The organism is Idiomarina loihiensis L2TR, assembly GCF_000008465.1.
In the GTDB taxonomy this organism is placed as follows: domain Bacteria; phylum Pseudomonadota; class Gammaproteobacteria; order Enterobacterales; family Alteromonadaceae; genus Idiomarina; species Idiomarina loihiensis.
In genome coordinates this window covers 2106885-2123469 of record NC_006512.1, presented here as the reverse complement: position 1 = coordinate 2123469, position 16585 = coordinate 2106885, and the positions used below count along the sequence as shown (strand labels likewise).

Annotated in this window: 16 protein-coding genes; 5 read left to right on the top strand and 11 right to left on the bottom strand. The window is 46.5% G+C overall.

Annotated features, from left to right (window positions below):
* Positions 1-5: 5 nt before the first annotated feature.
* Positions 6-1562, bottom strand: coding sequence for a cryptochrome/photolyase family protein (locus IL_RS10225; protein ID WP_011235217.1), 1557 nt, complete (start codon positions 1560-1562; stop codon positions 6-8).
* A gap of 119 nt (positions 1563-1681) precedes the next feature.
* On the opposite strand from IL_RS10225, the gene IL_RS10220 reads away from it, so the two are divergent.
* Positions 1682-2458 (top strand): hypothetical protein, encoded by a 777-nt coding sequence (locus tag IL_RS10220; protein ID WP_011235216.1) that lies wholly within the window; start codon positions 1682-1684, stop codon positions 2456-2458.
* Between the two features lie 5 nt (positions 2459-2463).
* Positions 2464-4449: a 3-deoxy-D-manno-octulosonic acid kinase gene (locus tag IL_RS10215; protein WP_011235215.1), complete on the top strand. Its 1986-nt coding sequence runs from the start codon at positions 2464-2466 to the stop codon at positions 4447-4449.
* 68 nt (positions 4450-4517) lie between these two features.
* On the opposite strand, the gene IL_RS10210 is transcribed toward IL_RS10215, so the two are convergent.
* The 4 genes from IL_RS10210 to mutY all read right to left on the bottom strand — a co-directional run bounded on the left by IL_RS10210 (position 4518) and on the right by mutY (position 8364).
* Entirely contained in the window at positions 4518-5771 is a 1254-nt protein-coding gene (locus tag IL_RS10210) for a glutamate-5-semialdehyde dehydrogenase (protein ID WP_011235214.1), read from the bottom strand.
* Positions 5768-6883: a glutamate 5-kinase gene (proB, locus tag IL_RS10205; protein ID WP_011235213.1), complete on the bottom strand. Its 1116-nt coding sequence runs from the start codon at positions 6881-6883 to the stop codon at positions 5768-5770. The genes IL_RS10210 and proB overlap by 4 nt, the downstream gene beginning before the upstream one ends.
* 156 nt (positions 6884-7039) lie before the next feature.
* Positions 7040-7312 carry an oxidative damage protection protein gene (locus tag IL_RS10200; RefSeq protein WP_011235212.1) on the bottom strand — a complete coding sequence of 91 codons (273 nt, stop codon included), beginning with the start codon at positions 7310-7312 and terminating at the stop codon, positions 7040-7042.
* Between the two features lie 11 nt (positions 7313-7323).
* Positions 7324-8364, bottom strand: coding sequence for an A/G-specific adenine glycosylase (gene mutY / locus IL_RS10195; RefSeq protein ID WP_011235211.1), 1041 nt, complete (start codon positions 8362-8364; stop codon positions 7324-7326).
* A 115-nt stretch (positions 8365-8479) separates the two neighbouring features.
* On the opposite strand from mutY, the gene IL_RS10190 reads away from it, so the two are divergent.
* Both IL_RS10190 and trmB read left to right on the top strand, forming a co-directional pair.
* The gene (locus tag IL_RS10190) at positions 8480-9571 is read left to right on the top strand and encodes an OmpA family protein (RefSeq protein ID WP_011235210.1); all 1092 of its coding nucleotides are present in this window, start codon (positions 8480-8482) and stop codon (positions 9569-9571) included.
* 112 nt (positions 9572-9683) lie between these two features.
* Complete coding sequence (trmB, locus tag IL_RS10185; protein ID WP_011235209.1) at positions 9684-10421, top strand: tRNA (guanosine(46)-N7)-methyltransferase TrmB; 738 nt, start codon at positions 9684-9686, stop codon at positions 10419-10421.
* Here trmB and hemW read toward each other — a convergent pair.
* Positions 10418-11569, bottom strand: coding sequence for a radical SAM family heme chaperone HemW (gene hemW, locus IL_RS10180; RefSeq protein WP_011235208.1), 1152 nt, complete (start codon positions 11567-11569; stop codon positions 10418-10420). The two genes, trmB and hemW, sit on opposite strands and share 4 nt — an antisense overlap.
* Positions 11566-12174 (bottom strand): RdgB/HAM1 family non-canonical purine NTP pyrophosphatase, encoded by a 609-nt coding sequence (gene rdgB / locus IL_RS10175; RefSeq protein ID WP_011235207.1) that lies wholly within the window; start codon positions 12172-12174, stop codon positions 11566-11568. The genes hemW and rdgB overlap by 4 nt, the downstream gene beginning before the upstream one ends.
* Positions 12175-12307: 133 nt before the next feature.
* Here rdgB and IL_RS10170 point away from each other — a divergent pair, with 133 nt between their 5' ends.
* Entirely contained in the window at positions 12308-14032 is a 1725-nt protein-coding gene (locus IL_RS10170) for a potassium/proton antiporter (RefSeq protein ID WP_011235206.1), read from the top strand.
* A gap of 2 nt (positions 14033-14034) precedes the next feature.
* Here the strand turns inward: IL_RS10170 and IL_RS10165 are convergent, their stop codons facing one another.
* Genes IL_RS10165 through IL_RS10150 form a run of 4 tightly spaced genes read right to left on the bottom strand, consistent with a single transcriptional unit; the run spans position 14035 to position 16550 of the window.
* Positions 14035-14457 (bottom strand): DUF4426 domain-containing protein, encoded by a 423-nt coding sequence (locus IL_RS10165; protein WP_011235205.1) that lies wholly within the window; start codon positions 14455-14457, stop codon positions 14035-14037.
* A gap of 22 nt (positions 14458-14479) precedes the next feature.
* Complete coding sequence (locus tag IL_RS10160; RefSeq protein WP_011235204.1) at positions 14480-15007, bottom strand: YggT family protein; 528 nt, start codon at positions 15005-15007, stop codon at positions 14480-14482.
* A gap of 8 nt (positions 15008-15015) precedes the next feature.
* Positions 15016-15840, bottom strand: coding sequence for a pyrroline-5-carboxylate reductase (gene proC, locus IL_RS10155; protein ID WP_011235203.1), 825 nt, complete (start codon positions 15838-15840; stop codon positions 15016-15018).
* On the bottom strand, positions 15840-16550 hold the full coding sequence (locus IL_RS10150; protein ID WP_016341381.1) for a YggS family pyridoxal phosphate-dependent enzyme: 711 nt from the start codon (positions 16548-16550) through the stop codon (positions 15840-15842). Before IL_RS10150 ends, proC begins: the two co-directional genes overlap by 1 nt.
* Positions 16551-16585: the final 35 nt, after the last annotated feature.

The following is a 16585-nucleotide window of genomic DNA, read 5'->3' as shown; positions in this document are numbered from 1 at the left end:
TCCTTTTATAACTCGTTGATATTATCTAAATAAGTTTCGGCTTGTTTCATTAACGCCTGCTGTTCTTCTTCGGTTTTTTTATTCCAGACCTGATACATCATGCTCATTCTGTGATTGTCTTTAAAGCGTTCTTTATGACGTTCAATAAAATGCCAGTACAGGCTATTAAAAGGACAGGCTTTTTCGCCGGTTTTCTTCTTCGGATCATAATAGCACTCTTTACAATAGTGCCCCATTTTTTGCATATAGTTGGCACTGGCAATGTAGGGCTTGGTTGCTATTAGCCCACCGTCGGCATACTGACTCATGCCGCAAGTATTGGGTAGTTCTACCCACTCAATGGCATCAATATAAATACCAAGATACCAGTCATCCAAAGCGTCCGGTGATACGCTGGCCAGCAGAGCGAAATTTCCGGTTACCATTAACCGCTGTATGTGATGGGCGTAGGCATAGTCTAACGACTGCTTAACGGCGTAATGCAAACATGCCATTTTGGTATTGGCAGTCCAGTAAAACTCCGGTAGCGGTCTGGTGTGGTTAAGTGCGTTAAGATTTTTATAGTCGGGCATATGCGCCCAGTAAATACCCCGAACAAACTCTCGCCAGCCAATAATTTGCCGACAAAAGCCTTCAATTTGGGCTAGGGAAATGGTGTCTTTGTTTTTCGACCAGGCATCAATAGCAGCGTTAACCACTTCTAACGGATGCAGCATTTTGGTGTTTAGAGAAAATGAAAGCCTTGAATGATAAAGACTCCAGTGGGCCTTCCCAACGTTGTTTTCTGTTGCCATTGTATCCTGATAACGACCAAAATCAGGGAGTCCGAATTGACAAAAATGTTCAAGCAACTGCTTAGACTGTTTTCGGTTAACCGGCCATATCAGTTGAGCCGCGTTCGCTTGTCCCATGGTCTTAATTTCACTGCTACGCAGCAGTTCATCTATATCTGATACGTCATTGGAGAAGATTAAAGGCAGTTCTACGTCATGACTTGCGGGAACCTTTTTCTGGTTTTCTTTATCGTAATTCCAGCGGCCACCAGTCGGACGTCCTCCATCCATTAGAATATCGTATTGCTTACGTACCCTTCGGTAGAAGGTTTCCATTAAGTAGTTTTCGCTATTGGGGAAATACTCTTTTAGCGAGTTGCGGCCGGTAAGAAAGTGCTCTGTATCAAACCAGCTTAAATGAATGTTATTGGCGCCGGCCCAGCTTTTCAGTTGATGATCGAGCCGGTATTCGTCGGGTTGCTGACATTCCAGAGTGGTCACTTCGTACTTTTTCATTAACTGCTGAAGGTTCTGAGTCAGGCTTTGTTCATTAGTATCATCATCAAGTTTTATATAGTTTACCTGATGTCCTGAAGTGTTCAGAGCGTTACCGAAAGCCCGCATCGCTGCGAAAAAAGCTAATACTTTTTGCCGATGGTGAACAACGTAATCAGTTTCTTGTTTGAGCTCCATCATTACATAAAGTACACCCGCGTCCTTTTCTCTGAACCACGAATGTCTGGCATTGAGTTGGTCGCCAAGTATGAGTCGTAGAGTATGAATTTTCATAAACAGTGAGGAGTTAGGGTTGATAGCTTCATTACGTTCTATTCAGGGATTCAGATCGGCATACCTAAATGCCCCAAAATATGGCATTATGCGCGGTAGTTTCAGATTCAGGAGCAGTTATGAACCAGGCAGCGGGTAACGAGAATTCATCAGAGCAAAAAACGGTCAATGTCATTTGCATTAAATGGGGTAAAAAATATGGCCCCGATTACGTCAATACATTGCATTCAATGGTCAGTCGCCATCTTAGTAGACCGTTTCGTTTTGTCTGCTTCACCGATGACTTTGAGGGTATCAATGACGACATTGAAGTAAAAGCTATTCCTAAAATTGGCTTTAAAGACTTTGATGAACAAGTTCCGTGGACAAAAGGTCACGGCTGGTTAAAGCTTACCTGCTTTGCGAACCCGCTTTATGATCTTGAAGGCCCGACTTTATTCCTGGATCTGGATATTATTATTGTTGGTAGTCTGGACGAGTTCTTTGAGCCGGAAGGTGAGTTTATGGTGATCAAAGAGTGGGATAAATCTGACGCTACCGGGAATACATCGGTATTTCGTTTTGATATTGGCGCTCATGAAGACGCGTTAGAGCATCTGAAAAAAGATCCGAAAGCGGCTATCGCTGACGTACGAAATGAGCAGGAATATATTACCCATTTTGTCGATCGCCAAAACAAGCTGACGTACTGGCCGGAAAAGTGGTGTCGTAGCTTTAAGCGCCATTGTCTGCGTCCGTTTCCACTTAGCTTCTTTCAGGAACCGCGTATTCCGGAAGAAGCAAAAGTTATTATTTTCCACGGCAAGCCGCATCCGGATGATGCGTTGGAAGGCCGAAGCGGCAAGTGGTACCGTAAGGTTCTGCCAACCAAGTGGATAGCCGAATACTGGCGTTAAATGATATGCAATTGTGGATCTACGGAGTATTAATACGGCTGGTCACTCCAGCCGTTTTTGTCTGGTTGTGGCTACGCGGCGGAAAAGACAGTCGCTACCGTCAGAACTGGTCAGAACGGCTTGCGCTGGGCTCTGTTGATAAAAAACAGCACGGCTGTTTGGTTATTCATAGTGTTTCCGTTGGTGAAACCTTAGCGGCGAAACGGTTAATCGAGCAGCTTTTGCGTCAGGAGCCAGGTCAAAAAATACTCATTACCTGTATGACACCAACGGCCCGGGAACTTATCCAGCAGCATTTTGCCGACACTGTTAGTTGTCGCTACTGGCCGATAGATAGTCCGGGTGCCGCGAAGCGTTTTGTGCGTAAGTTTAAACCTAAAGCCGTGTGGGTAATGGAAACCGAGCTTTGGCCGCAAATGTTGAACCAATTTTCCAAAGCGAATATTCCTGTCGCATTGTTAAACGCGCGACTTTCGGCTCGCTCAGCGGCAGGTTATCGGCGTTTTCATTGGTTGATGAAGAAGGTCTGGAAACAACTGACACTGGTTTCCGTTCAGAATAAAGAAACGGCGCGCAGAATGAAGGTTTTAGGTGTCCCCGATAGTGTGCTTTTTGTGGACGGAAACCTAAAATACGACATTGAGCTTTCTGTCACAGATATTGAGAAGGCTCTGTTGTGGCGGCAAAGCTGTGCGTCGCGACATGTGTGGCTTGCCAGTAGCAGTCATCCGGGCGAGCATGAGCTGCTGTTAGAGGCACATAAACTGATTCAACAGGACTTATCCAATTCCTGTCTTATCATTGCCCCGCGACACCCTGAGCAATTTGAGGTGGTAGCAAAAATGATACGGGAGTCCGGGCTTAAGCTTGCCCGCAGAAGCGAGAGTAATGCGATACCTGAAGATTGTGATGTCTTTCTTGCTGACAGCATGGGCGAAATGATGCTTTGGGGGCAATTAGCCTCGGCGAGCTTTGTCGGCGGAAGTATTATTGAGCGAGGCGGGCATAACCCCCTTGAAGTTATAGCAGCTGGCTCCAATGTTATGTCAGGGCGGCACGTGTTCAATTTCCCACAAGTTTATGGTGAGCTGGCAAAAGCCGGTGCCGTGCAGTGGGTTAATAATGCCGGAGAAATTAAACAAGCTGTGGAGTTGATGCAGCAGACAGCTGTCATGAAAGCGCAACATGAAGCTGCTAAAAGCGTTTTACAAACGCACCAGGGTGCTACGTTAAGAGTATTAAAGCGGGCACTGGAATATACTCTGACAGGAAGCGGTATGATAAAAACAGAGCAGAGTCCCCAAGGGCTTATTCGCTACGACAGCGATATTTTTGAAACGATAGAAGACAAGCATTTTACAGCCCAGTATTGGCAGCAGCAGAAGTCGATTGCAGGAAACTCAACGGGACGCGCAACAGTCTGGTTTATTCAGCAAGGCGATTTGGGACTTTTACTGCGGCATTACTATCGTGGTGGTTTAGTTGGTAAAATTAATAAAGATCGTTTTTTACGTGAGCCGGCGGAAAAAAGCCGGGCAATTCATGAATTTGATTTGCTGCTAAAGCTGCGGGAAATTGGTTTGCCCGTTCCGCGTCCGGTAGCCGCTCGTATGGAAAAAACAGCAGTTTTTAGTTACAAAGCAGACATATTGGTGGAAGTTATTCCGGGGGCTGTCGATGTTTTTCGCTTACTGCGTGAAAAGAAACTATCCGCGGAGCTATGGCAAAAGTTGGGAAGCGTCATTAAAGAATTGCATGATACCGGTGTCTACCATTCAGATTTAAATTGTCACAACCTTATGCTGGATGACAAAGACAAAGCCTGGATTGTCGATTTTGACAAGTGCGACTTCCGTGAAAACGGTGACTGGAAAGAAGCTAATATCCAACGGCTACTGCGCTCTTTACGCAAAGAAAAAGAGAAGAATGAAACCTTCTATTGGAAGGAGTCCCGTGACTGGCCAGAACTATTAACAGGCTATCGTCGTTAAGTTTTAAGCCATAAAAAAGCCCCGGCCACTTGAAGTGACCGGGGCTTTTTAATGCGCTAAGCACTGAATCAGTCGCGAACCTGACCGTTACCGGTCACCACGAATTTTTCAGTTGTTAGTGCCTCAAGACCCATTGGTCCGTATGCGTGCAGCTTGCTGGTGGAGATACCAATTTCAGCACCCAAACCTAACTGGCCGCCATCAGAGAAGCGAGAAGAGACATTTGCCATGGTAACGGCTGAATCTACTTCACGAATGAAACGCTTAGCGGTTTCATCGTTTTCAGTGATAATAACTTCGGTATGACCGCTACCAAACTCCTGAATATGCTCAATAGCACCTTCGTAGTTGTCGACGGTGCGAACCGCAATCTCAAGAGCCAGGTATTCTTCACCAAAAGCATCGTCTGCAATCTCATCAGCGCCATCAAAGTAGCTTACTGAACGCTTATCGGCGTGGATGGTTACGTCTTTCTCTGCCAGAGCCTTAGCAGCCATAGGCAAGAACTTATCAGCAACGTCCTGATGAACCAGTAGACCTTCGAGCGCATTACAAACGCCGGTACGCTGAGTTTTACCGTTAAGTAAAATTGCCAGAGCTTTATCAAGGTCTGCGTCTTTATCCACATACAGGTGGCAAACACCTTTGTAATGTTGAATGACTGGGATTTTGCTGGTATCGCTAACGAAGTGAATCAGACCTTCACCGCCGCGAGGAATAACCAGATCGATATAGTCTTTCTGTTGCAGAAGTTCAGTCATCAGTTCGCGGTCAGGTGTTGGCACCACGGTGATAACGTCTTTAGGTAGATTGCTGGCTTCTAAAGCTTCGTGCAAGGCTTCAGCAATGGCTTTACTGCTCTCAATGGCTTCCCGGCCACAACGTAAAATTACTGCGTTACCAGACTTAAAGCATAGCGCTCCAGCGTCAGCTGTGACATTCGGACGTGCTTCATAAATCATGCAGATAACGCCGAGAGGAATACGCATTTTCTCAATTTTCATGCCGTTAGGGCGCTCATCGAGAACGTAGCTGTCGCCTACAGGATCTTTCAATGCAATGATCTCTTCAATGGCAGAAGCCATGCCTTCGACACGCTCTGGCGTTAATTCCAGGCGATCCATCATAGCGTCGCTTAGGCCTTTTTCTTTGCCTGTGGCCAAATCTTTTTTATTTACTTCAATAATCTTATCCTGACGTGCGCGAATAGCGTCAGCCATTTTTTGAAGTACGGCGTTTTTGTCCGTTTCCGATAAGGTTGCTACAGCGCGTGCCGCTTTTGCGGCGCGTTGCGAAATTTCTTTTGCTAGTTGCTGGCTCATGAATCCTCCAAAATCATTAGATCGTCGCGGTGAATAACTTCCGTAATTGGGCTATAGCCAAATTTCTCCGCTATATCTTCCGTTTGCTGCCCTTTAATATGCATCAGTTCATGTGCGCTGTACTGACAAATACCTTTTGCGATAGCGTCAGTATCGTTGGCGCTGCGAACCAGCACGGCGTCACCGCGATCAAAGTCACCTTGTACATCAACAATGCCTGAACTCAGTAGTGAGGCACCGTTCTCAATTAATGCTTTCTCAGCACCTTCATCAACCAATATTTCACCCTGGGCAACCAGAGTATGTCTTAACCAATGCTTTTTATTGCTAATTGGATCAGATTGGCGACGGAATAATGTGCCGGGGATGTCCCCCTGTAGTAACGATTCAAAAGTTTCACCCTTACGACCGTTAACTATGTAAGTATCGATACCGTGTGAAGTAGCTTTTTCTGCCGCCTCAACTTTAGTGCGCATTCCCCCGGTACCGACGGAACTTACTGAACCACCGGCAAGCGAATAAATGCTTTCGTCAATTTGTTCAACCACCGGTATTTTTTTCGCGTCCGGATTCAGGTTCGGATCTGAGTCATACAGACCGTCGATGTCTGAACAAATAAACAGCGCGTCGGCATCAACCAAAGTCGCGATCATGGCCGACAAGTTGTCGTTATCACCCACTTTCATTTCGTCAGTAGCAAGAGCATCGTTCTCATTTACCACCGGTAAAATGTCGTGCTCTAACAATCTGTTTAGGGTGTTTTTAATGCTGACGTAGCGAGCTCGGTCGCGTAAGTCACTGTGGGTCATAAGCAACTGGGCGCAGGGGGAATCGAAAAAGCGTGACCAGTAACCCATCATTTCATTTTGACCGACTGCGGACATTGCTTTACGCACAGCAACCGGTACTTTCTTGTGTTCAAAGTTAAAATGTTTGCGGCCGGCAGCAACGCTGCCTGACGAGACTAAGACAACTTCTTGCCCGCGTTCTCGGCACTCGTTAATAAAACGAGCTATGGGTAATAGGTATTTGGTGCTAACCCCAGTTTCATCTGGCGCGATGAGCGCACTCCCCACTTTCAGTACGGCTCTTCGCCAGGATGGCGCTTTCATAGAGACTCCCTTTTGTTGAATTCGTTAGTAGTCTAACAGATTGGCTGTCTAAGCTCCAGCGAGGCTCATAAGCCATACCTATTGTCAATATATTAGACAATAATTTCGATTTACAAGAAAAAAGAGTCAAGTCCGGAAATTCGTTAATGTAATGCATTAACTCTCTGGTGGGGTGTAGCCTTCAATTTCAGGGGCTTTTCCTTCGAATAAAAAGGCTGTCATCTGCTTTTCAAGAAACTCACGATCAGTCGGATCCATCATGTTTAACCGTTTTTCGTTTATCAGCATGGTCTGCTTCTTTTGCCACTCAGCCCAGGCGTCTTTTGATATATGGTTAAAAATACGCTCGCCCAGCTCGCCGGGGTAGAGTTGAAAATCGAGGCCTTCGGCTTCTTTTTGAAAATGCTCACAAAATACAGTGCGGCTCATGCGGTGTTCACCTATTTAGTAGTTAACTGCTCCATCAGTTTAACGGTTGGTGCAGCAAAGCCCAAGTCCTGATTGGTATCAGCCTTTACCCATAAATGTTGAGCTTCGTTGAGTAAAATCTCAGAGGGAGCGACATCAATCAGCAGAGGCTTGCAATCCAGGTGGAAGTGACTAAAAGTATGACGAAAAGGTGTCAGTTGCTGTCTTGCCAGTTCAGTGACACCGTATTGTTGGGCTAAGGAAGGAATGTCCGTTTCCTCATCACATTGTGGAAAGCACCAAAGCCCGCCCCATATACCAGACTGGGGGCGCTTCTCCAGCAAGAACTGATGATTATGCCGAAAAAGCAGCATGTGGGTTGTTTTTACTGGTTTAATCTTTTTCGGCTTCTTTCCCGGATACTGTGCTATTGTGTCCGTTGCTCTGGCAATACAGGTGCTATTGACAGGGCATTGCTCGCAAAGCGGTTTACTGCGAGTGCAAATCATTGCACCGATATCCATCATTGCCTGATTGTATGCGCCGGAGTCTTGCTTCGGGGTCAACTGTTCGCTCAGTTGCCACAGCTGCTTCAAAACATCTGCCTTACCAGGCCAGCCAGAAACAGCAAAATGGCGTGCTAATACACGCTTAACGTTGCCATCTAAAATAGGCGCGTACTCACCATGTCCAAGAGAGCGAATTGCACCCGCTGTTGAGCGGCCAACCCCAGGTAATTGTTCGAGTTCATGAACTTTTTTTGGAAATTCACCGTTATATTCAGTGCAAACAAGTTTTGCGGTTTTATGAAGGTTCCGGGCTCTTGCGTAATAGCCTAATCCAGTCCATAAATTCAATACTTTGTCTTGTGGGGCTGAGGCCAGTTCCTGAACCGTAGGAAAGGTTGCCATAAAACGTTCGAAGTACGGAATAACGGTAGTGACCTGGGTTTGTTGCAGCATAATTTCTGACACCCAGACGCGATAGGGCGTGACGTTTTTCTGCCATGGCAGATGCTTGCGCCCGTATTGCTGAAACCAATTGAGAACCTGTGAGCTAAATGTCTGAGTCAACTGTAAATCTCTGCAAATAAAAATGACTTATTCAAAAAATGTACTAGTCTTTATGTCATACACAGTGTCTCATATTCCGAGCATGATTGTTATTGCAATTAAAAGGAGCTTTGCAATGAAAACCTTAAATCTAATCACTATATCTTTGCTAACCGCTGGATTAACCGCTCCAGTTTTTGCACAACAAACTGAGGTTGAGCAAAACGACTTTTATCTGGGCGCGCGTTTAGGCGCATTTTCTGCCGACGATGATCGTGTTGCGGTAAAAAATGGTCAAGTATTCTCTGTTGATGACGGTTTCAAAACCATTACTTCAGGCGTTGAAGCCGGCATGATGTTTACTGAGGCATGGGAAGCCCGCATTTATTATGACTACATGGAAGCCGATCTGGTTGGCGCAGGCGACGCCTACGGCGACAGCTACGGTGTTGATGCGCTATACCACTTCAACAACAACTTTTATGCTGGTTTAGGTGTAAACAACACTGAAATTGGTGATGTGACGGATGTTGCTGCGCGAGTCACGCTTGGTCATCGTAGCTTTATAACCGATAATCTGGCCTGGCGTGTGGAAGGTGGAGCTCAGCGTGGTTGGGAAGAAGACTACACAGAAATGTTCGCAAACGTTGGTTTGCAATGGTTCTTTGGTGGTCGCGATACCAGCCCTGAACCAAGAACACGTCCAGAGCCACGTCCGGAGCCTCAACAAGCGGCACCTGAGCCGGAGTCTAAACCTGTAGATTCTGATGGTGATGGCGTTGTTGATTCAAAAGACAAATGTGCCAATACACCTAAAAATTACTCAGTAGATGAGACTGGTTGTATTCTTTATGAAAACGAGACCATTACTGAAGAGTTGCTGGTAGAGTTTGACTTAAACTCTTCGAACATCCGCAGTGGTGAACGGTCAGACATTAAGGATATGGCGGAGTTCATGAAAGAGCATCCACAGTTGGATATCACTATTCACGGACATACGGACAGCACGGGCGAAGCGAAATATAACCAGTGGTTGTCTGAGCGTCGCGCAGAAGCTGTTGCCAACGCACTTGTTAAGCAACATGGTATTGAGAAGAGCCGCGTTGACTTTAAAGGTCACGGTGAATCTCAACCAAAAGTTCGTGAGAACAGCGCTGCTGACAGACAGGAAAACCGTCGCATAGAAGCAACATTGAAAGTCGTAAACCGGGTACCTAAAACTCGTTAATACCGATTGTATTGATTGCTTGAAATAGCGATAATAGCTCTACTCTAAACAGGCCTGATTTTTCAGGCCTGTTTTTTTGGTATTCGCTAAGTCATTAATTTTCAGGAAAGTCATGAGCCATTTTAAAAGTGCCGAAGAAGCCGCCGCTGCAGGCAAATACGTGAGAACAGTGCGCAGCTTTGTGAAAAGAGAAGGAAGGCTGACCAAAGGCCAGGCGGCGGCTATTGAACGTCTATGGCCAACCGTTGGACTAACGCTGGAAAATGGACGACTGGATCTTGCTATGGTCTTCGGCCGTGAAGCCCCGGTAACGCTGGAAATTGGTTTTGGTATGGGGCATTCACTAGTTGAGATGGCAGCTAATGCTCCCGAACGTGACTTTATTGGTATAGAAGTGCATGAACCCGGTGTAGGTGCTTGCCTTATGGCGGCAGAGGAAGCAGGGGTGGAAAACTTTCGGGTGTTTCATGAAGACGCGGTCGAAGTATTAAAACAATGCATTCCGGATAATAGCCTGAACTGTGTTCAAATTTTCTTTCCCGACCCCTGGCATAAGAAGCGTCACCATAAACGCCGCATTGTGCAGCCTGAGTTTGTGAAATTATTAATTCAGAAAATTGAGACTGGCGGAGTCATTCATCTTGCAACAGACTGGGAAAACTACGCAGAGCATATGCTGGAAGTTCTGAATGACGAACCCCGGTTAACCAATTTGTCGTCTTCAGGTGACTACGTACCACGTCCTGAGAACCGCCCAAAAACCAAGTTTGAACGCCGGGGCGAAGGAAAAGGCCATGGCGTTTGGGATCTTCAGTTTAAAACCAATAAATCTGCCACGCTTCTGGGTTAATCCAGAAGCGTATCCAGAACCGAGTTTAGAAATCTGTGACCGCGTTGAGTTAGTTGCCAGTTAAGCTCGTCTTCCGTTACAAGCTCCAGAGTTTTCGCTTCCGTTAACTGCTTTGAAGCTACCTCTGCAGAAAGAGCTGTGGTTTGTTCAAAGTTACTTTTACTAACCGGCTCCAGTAAGCGGAATTGGTTCATGAAAAACTCAAACAAGCGGTCTTCTACTGCAACTTCTTTTAATTGATAGCGCAGAGGCTTGGTTAAATCTAAATAGCCTTTGGGGTGCTTCACTTTTTCGCAACGCAGAATTTTATTTTGTTGAGGCAGAGTGACTTTGCTGTGGGCTCCGCAACCAATACCTAAATAGTCGCCATATTGCCAGTAGTTACGGTTGTGCCTGCTTTGATGGCCGGGTTTAGCGTAAGCGCTCACTTCGTACTGAGAATAACCCGCAGCCTCCAGAAGTTTATGGCCCTGCTGGTAAATTTCCCACAGTGTATCGTCGTCCGGTAGTTCCGGAGGTTGGCTCGCAAACAGCGTGTTAGGCTCAATAGTCAACTGATACCAGGAGATATGCGGTGGATTCAGGGCAATGATCTGACGTAGGTCGTCTAAAGCCATTTCTACGGTTTGATCCGGTAAGCCGTGCATAAGGTCGAGATTAAAACTGGATAGCGGTAGTTCACTTGCGTGTGCGGCCGCATTTATTGCCTGTTGCGGATTGTGAATACGCCCCAGGCGTTGTAACTGATGCTCCTGTAAGCTCTGGACACCAATAGATAACCGGTTTATGCCTGCGGCAACGAAGGCTGAGAACTTTTCGGTCTCAAAGGTTCCCGGGTTGGCTTCCATAGTCACTTCGCAATCGGGACTTAGTGCGACTATTGAACGAACGCCGTCCATTAACTGCTGTATCGCTTTTGCAGACAAGACACTCGGCGTCCCCCCACCGATAAATATTGACTGAATTTCCCGACCCTGAACCCAGTCAATGTCGGCTCGTAAGTCTTCTAAAAGACGGCCGACGTAGCTTGCTTCAGGTACATCTCCGGTCAGTTTATGTGAGTTAAAATCACAATAAGGGCATTTTTGAATACACCAAGGAATGTGTATATACAGCGATAACGGCGGAAGCGTCAGAGGAGAAGTCATTTAGCCAGCTGCTCCAGCAGTTGCTTCAAAGCTTGTCCGCGGTGGCTGAGTGCTTGTTTTTCTGTTTTGCTTAACTGCGCTGCGGAACAGTTTTTTTCCTTAACCCAGAACACAGGGTCGTAGCCGAAACCTTCTTCTCCAACCGGGTGAGTTAATATGTGTCCGTCCCAGCGGCCCTGACAGATGATTGGTGTCGGATCTTCCGCACTTTGCATATAAACCAGTACGCAATGAAAACTGGCCTGACGCTGGCTTTCTTCAACGCCCTCTAAGGCTTTCAGTAGTTTATTGATATTGTCAGAGTCGGTGGCATTGCCGCCAGCGTAGCGGGCCGAGTAAACGCCCGGAGCGCCATTTAAAGCGGTAACGGCCAGACCTGAATCATCAGCAATAGCAGGTAACCCCGTTTGCTGGCACGCGTGGCGAGCTTTTATAATGGCATTTTCGACAAAAGTGGTGCCGGTTTCATCAGCCTCAGCGAAGTCCCATTCTGACTGCGGGCGAACTAGCCAGTCGGCGGTGGCATGTGTCTGACTTAACATGTGACGCAATTCGGCAACTTTTCCTGCGTTGCCGGTAGCCAGCACTAAGGTGTTTTGTGACATCATAAGCGAACCTGTACCCTAATTATCAAGAGGCACAGGATAAAGGGTTTTAACGTGATTTGAAATCTAACATTAGCCTCCAAGTGAAACCTGCTATGATGAACAAGCAGAGACAAAGATAAGGAGATTCTATTTGGATTCGGCTAACACCTTGATTTTATTGTGTGGCTTGCTGCTGGTTGTCAGCATTTTAGCCGCTGTAGCATCCAACCGGCTGGGTGCACCTGTACTGCTGACCTTTTTGTTAATTGGCATGTTAGCGGGTGAGCAAGGTGTATTAGGTGTCGAATTTAACAATCCGGATATCGCGTTTTTTATTGGCTCTGCAGCTTTGGTTATTATCCTGTTTGATGGTGGGATGCGAACGCACCCTGAGCGTTTTCGGGTAGCCCTCTGGCCCGCTATTAGCCTGGCAACTATAGGTGTTGCGTTAACCTGTACTCTGGTGGCTTCCGCTGCGGTATATTGGTTTGGTTTACCCTGGCCTGCGGCTTTACTAATGGGAGCTATACTCAGTTCAACAGATGCCGCCGCGGTGTTTGGTATCTTTCAGTCCCGCGGGTTGCAGATTAAAGAGCGGGTCGCATCAACCCTTGAAATAGAGTCGGGCAGTAACGACCCCATGGCCGTTATTCTGACTTTAACCATGACTGGCGCCGTAGCCAGCGGCAGCTTCCCTGACTGGTACTGGGTAGGTCTTGATGTCATCTGGCAGCTAATTGGCGGCCTGACCATAGGTTGGCTAGGTGGTCGGTTATTCATTATTGCGGCGCGTAAGTTGCCTCTTAGTTTCAGCTTTTTTCCATTGCTAGCAGTAGCCTGCGCTATTTCCATTTATGCGCTAACAGCAAAACTTCATGCCAGTGGGTTTCTGGCGGTCTATTTAATGGGCTTTGTTATTGGCAATGCGCGGCTACCCCAACTCGTGCATATACTGCAAGTGCAGGATGGGCTGGCCTGGCTTAGTCAGATAGCTATGTTCCTTATTCTGGGGTTATTGGTTGTTCCTTCTCATTTAATGGCTAATGCGCCGGTAGCCATTGGTATTGCCTTTACTTTAATTTTTATTGCACGCCCATTAGCTGTCGTTGTTAGCTTACTGCCGTTCAGTTTTCCCTGGCGTGAACAGGTGTTTATCAGCTGGGTGGGTTTAAGAGGTGCTGTTCCTATTATACTGGCGCTATTCCCCTGGCTAAGTGGCGTACCTGATCAAGAACTGTATTTTGATATTGCTTTTGTGGTGGTCATGATCTCACTCATTATCCAGGGGTGGAGTATTGCACCGGTAGCGCGTTGGTTAGGGCTTGAGGTGCCGTTAAAAGCTAAACCTCAGCAGCGTATGCCGCTGTCCTCAGTGCCCAGTAAGGAAGCGTTAGAAGTCTGGCTTTATCAAATCGACAAAAACTCGCCAGCTTGTGACCATACCTGGAAGGAGCTAAAACTAACGGCTCCGGCTACCTTCGTTGGGTTAATTCGCGATGGTGAATGGTTACAGCCAGAAACTCAGCCTATGGTGGAAGAGGGTGATGGCCTGCTGGTCGCCGCGACGGTAAACGATATTGATGAAGTGAGCAGAATTCTCGCATCAGGTGGTAAGGGCTTAAAAGTATCCGAGAAAGACTTCTTTGGCGACTTTACTTTACGTGGCGACCTGACGCTGGCTGATGTCGGGAGCTTTTATCCTCTGGGTAATCTGGACGATGCTCTACTGAGTACGACAATCGCTGATTACTTCTCTCAGAAATTCCATCGCCGCGTTGTTATTGGTGACAATATACGTTTGGGCGATGTCATTCTGACGGTAAGGAAAATTAGTGATAAAGGTGATATTCAGTCAATAGGCGTTAAGCCGGTTTAAAGCTAATCATTTAACCAGAACTCCTGGTTAAATTTAAACTGTTGTTCTCCAACCTGAATGGTAAAACGCAGGGTTTCGGCGTTAGAGTGCTCAAACTGAGCCAGGTAATAACTGGCATCACCTTCAGTTACCTGTTGAAAGTCGAGCTCCTGTATTTGTCCCAGCGGATTAACCACTTGCCCGGTTACCCCGGGTGTTTGCGCTTTTTGAGTCTTTTTATCCAATACCGCAATATTGAGCACGCCTTTCGATGCGCTGCGGGTTAAGTTGTATTGCGTCGCAATAGCGGGAGATAAAGAGGTGGAGTTAAAAGCGCTGTAGTGAACATCCCAGTCGCCTAGTGTCTCTTTCTGTTCAGCCATAACAAAGCCTGAAAATATTAAAGAAACGACCATTACTGTTTTAACAAAGAATGTTTTACTCATCACTTTTCCTCCACCAGTAGCATTAAACACCAATTAATATGCGTAAAAACTGTAGTCCAATAATGACAACCAGTACCGATAAATCTAAGCCTCCAATTGGAGGAAGAATTTTACGTACAGGCGCTAATAACGGCTCTGTAATTTGGTGCAACATGGCTTCTACCGGGTTGTACCCCTGTGAGAACCAGCTGAGTATTGCCCGAATAACCAGTACCCAGAACAACATTGACAGCAAACTGCTTACAGCCGTTAATATTCCCTGAATAACAATCACCAGCGGGTCAACAACTAAGTTGTTAAGCCAGACCAGCGCCGCTACTTTTAGCATGCCTAATGCTAACGCAAAAATTAAGCTGGCTGTGTCCAGCTTGCCCAGCATTGGCATAAAGCTGCGCAGCGGGCCCACGACAGGCTGGGTTGCCTTATAAACAAACTGGCTGACCGGGTTATAAAAATCAGCTTGAGTTAACTGCATCCAGAGTCGCAAAAGTACTATGACCAAATACAGGTCAATTATGGTTGCGACTAAAAATGTAAGGGCGTTATTCATAGTGACTCCTAAAAGAGTTTCGCCATTTCCTGATTACGGTTAACCGCGGCTTTTACCGCTTTTTCCGAAATGCCGTGTAAGTCAGAGTCTTGGTAGGCTTCAACACCTTTTGCTGTTGAGCCGCCTTTACTGGTGACTTGTTTGCGCAAGTCTTCCAATGATAACTCACTTTCTTTGGCCATTTGAGCTGCACCTAAGCAGGTTTGCTGAACCATAGCGCGCGCTTTCTCGGCATCAAAACCAAGCTCGGTTGCAGCTTTTGCCAGGCTGTCCATAAACTCGAAAAAGTAAGCTGGCCCACTGCCTGCTACGGCGCCAAGAATATCGAGCTGATCTTCGTCACTAACCCAGAGTGTTTCACCTACGCCATTAAAGGCTTCGGTTACAAAGTTTTTATCGGCTTCGTCAACGGAATCGTCAGTAACTAAACCTGACATGCCCTGACCTACCAGTGACGGCGTATTTGGCATAACCCGGATAATACGGATGTTTTCGCCTAAATACTCGCGATATTTAGGAATACGAATACCGGCGGCAATGGTAATTATTAATTTGTCTGTCAGATTGTGAACGTTTTCACGTAAGTGAGCGCAAACTTCCGCCATTAACTGAGGCTTAACCGACAGTACAATAGCGTCAGCGTTATTCACCACTTCCAGATTATCGTTACTGGTATTGACGCCCAGCTCCGATTTCATTTTTTCTAATTTGGCATCGCTGGGGTTACTGACCCAGACTTTGTCAGCAGGGTAACCGCTTTTGCACATACCGCCGACAATGCTTTGTGTCATATTTCCTGCGCCAATGAAGGCAATATTCCGAATGTCGTTCATTAGGACTCCCGTTCTCCAAAAATTGCTGTTCCAATACGTACCATGTTAGCACCCTCAAGCACCGCTTGTCGCATATCACCCGACATCCCCATGGATAAGGTATCAATTTGCTCGCCGTAAGTTTGTTGCAACTGTTGGTAGAGCTTATACATCTGCTGAAAGCTTTTTTCGCGTTCGTCTTCTGTTGTCCCTGCTTTAAGAATAGTCATTAAACCGCGTAATTTTAGTTTAGGGCAATTCATAACGTATTCCGCTAAAGCTTCAACCTGCTCGGGGGCTAAACCCGATTTGTTGTCGTCATCATCAATATTAACCTGCAATAATAGGTTGAGCTGCTGGGAATCGTCGGGGCGCTGCTCATTGAGACGACGGGCTATTTTCTCCCGCTCCACGCTCTGTACCCAGTCAAAGTGCTGAGCTATATCTTTGGTTTTGTTCGACTGAACCGGGCCGATAAAATGCCACTGTACCGGATCAGTAGTTTGTTCTTTTAGCTGAGTTATTTTAGCGACGGCTTCCTGAACATAGTTTTCGCCGAAGTGCATTTGCCCGGCGGCTATAGCGGCTTTTATCGCTTCTAAAGAATGTTTTTTACTCACCGCCAGCAATTTGACCGACTGCTGGTGTGGCGATTCTTCAGATAAAATCTGCAATTGCTGACGTATTTCCGCGAGATTATTTGTTATCTTTTCTGCTACCTTAGTTGTCATTGCCACCGTCATCTCACTTATTCAGGGATAAGATA

What these genes read in the sequence shown, in the direction of transcription:
- IL_RS10210 (WP_011235214.1), bottom strand. Translation starts at nt 5,771, where the DNA reads ATGAGCCAGCAACTAGCAAAAGAAATTTCGCAACGCGCCGCAAAAGCG.
- proB (WP_011235213.1), bottom strand. Translation starts at nt 6,883, where the DNA reads ATGAAAGCGCCATCCTGGCGAAGAGCCGTACTGAAAGTGGGGAGTGCG.
- IL_RS10190 (WP_011235210.1), top strand. Translation starts at nt 8,480, where the DNA reads ATGAAAACCTTAAATCTAATCACTATATCTTTGCTAACCGCTGGATTA.
- IL_RS10165 (WP_011235205.1), bottom strand. Translation starts at nt 14,457, where the DNA reads ATGAGTAAAACATTCTTTGTTAAAACAGTAATGGTCGTTTCTTTAATA.
- IL_RS10200 (WP_011235212.1), bottom strand. Translation starts at nt 7,312, where the DNA reads ATGAGCCGCACTGTATTTTGTGAGCATTTTCAAAAAGAAGCCGAAGGC.
- IL_RS10220 (WP_011235216.1), top strand. Translation starts at nt 1,682, where the DNA reads ATGAACCAGGCAGCGGGTAACGAGAATTCATCAGAGCAAAAAACGGTC.
- IL_RS10225 (WP_011235217.1), bottom strand. Translation starts at nt 1,562, where the DNA reads ATGAAAATTCATACTCTACGACTCATACTTGGCGACCAACTCAATGCC.
- proC (WP_011235203.1), bottom strand. Translation starts at nt 15,840, where the DNA reads ATGAACGACATTCGGAATATTGCCTTCATTGGCGCAGGAAATATGACA.
- trmB (WP_011235209.1), top strand. Translation starts at nt 9,684, where the DNA reads ATGAGCCATTTTAAAAGTGCCGAAGAAGCCGCCGCTGCAGGCAAATAC.
- IL_RS10160 (WP_011235204.1), bottom strand. Translation starts at nt 15,007, where the DNA reads ATGAATAACGCCCTTACATTTTTAGTCGCAACCATAATTGACCTGTAT.
- rdgB (WP_011235207.1), bottom strand. Translation starts at nt 12,174, where the DNA reads ATGTCACAAAACACCTTAGTGCTGGCTACCGGCAACGCAGGAAAAGTT.
- hemW (WP_011235208.1), bottom strand. Translation starts at nt 11,569, where the DNA reads ATGACTTCTCCTCTGACGCTTCCGCCGTTATCGCTGTATATACACATT.
- IL_RS10215 (WP_011235215.1), top strand. Translation starts at nt 2,464, where the DNA reads ATGCAATTGTGGATCTACGGAGTATTAATACGGCTGGTCACTCCAGCC.
- IL_RS10150 (WP_016341381.1), bottom strand. Translation starts at nt 16,550, where the DNA reads ATGACAACTAAGGTAGCAGAAAAGATAACAAATAATCTCGCGGAAATA.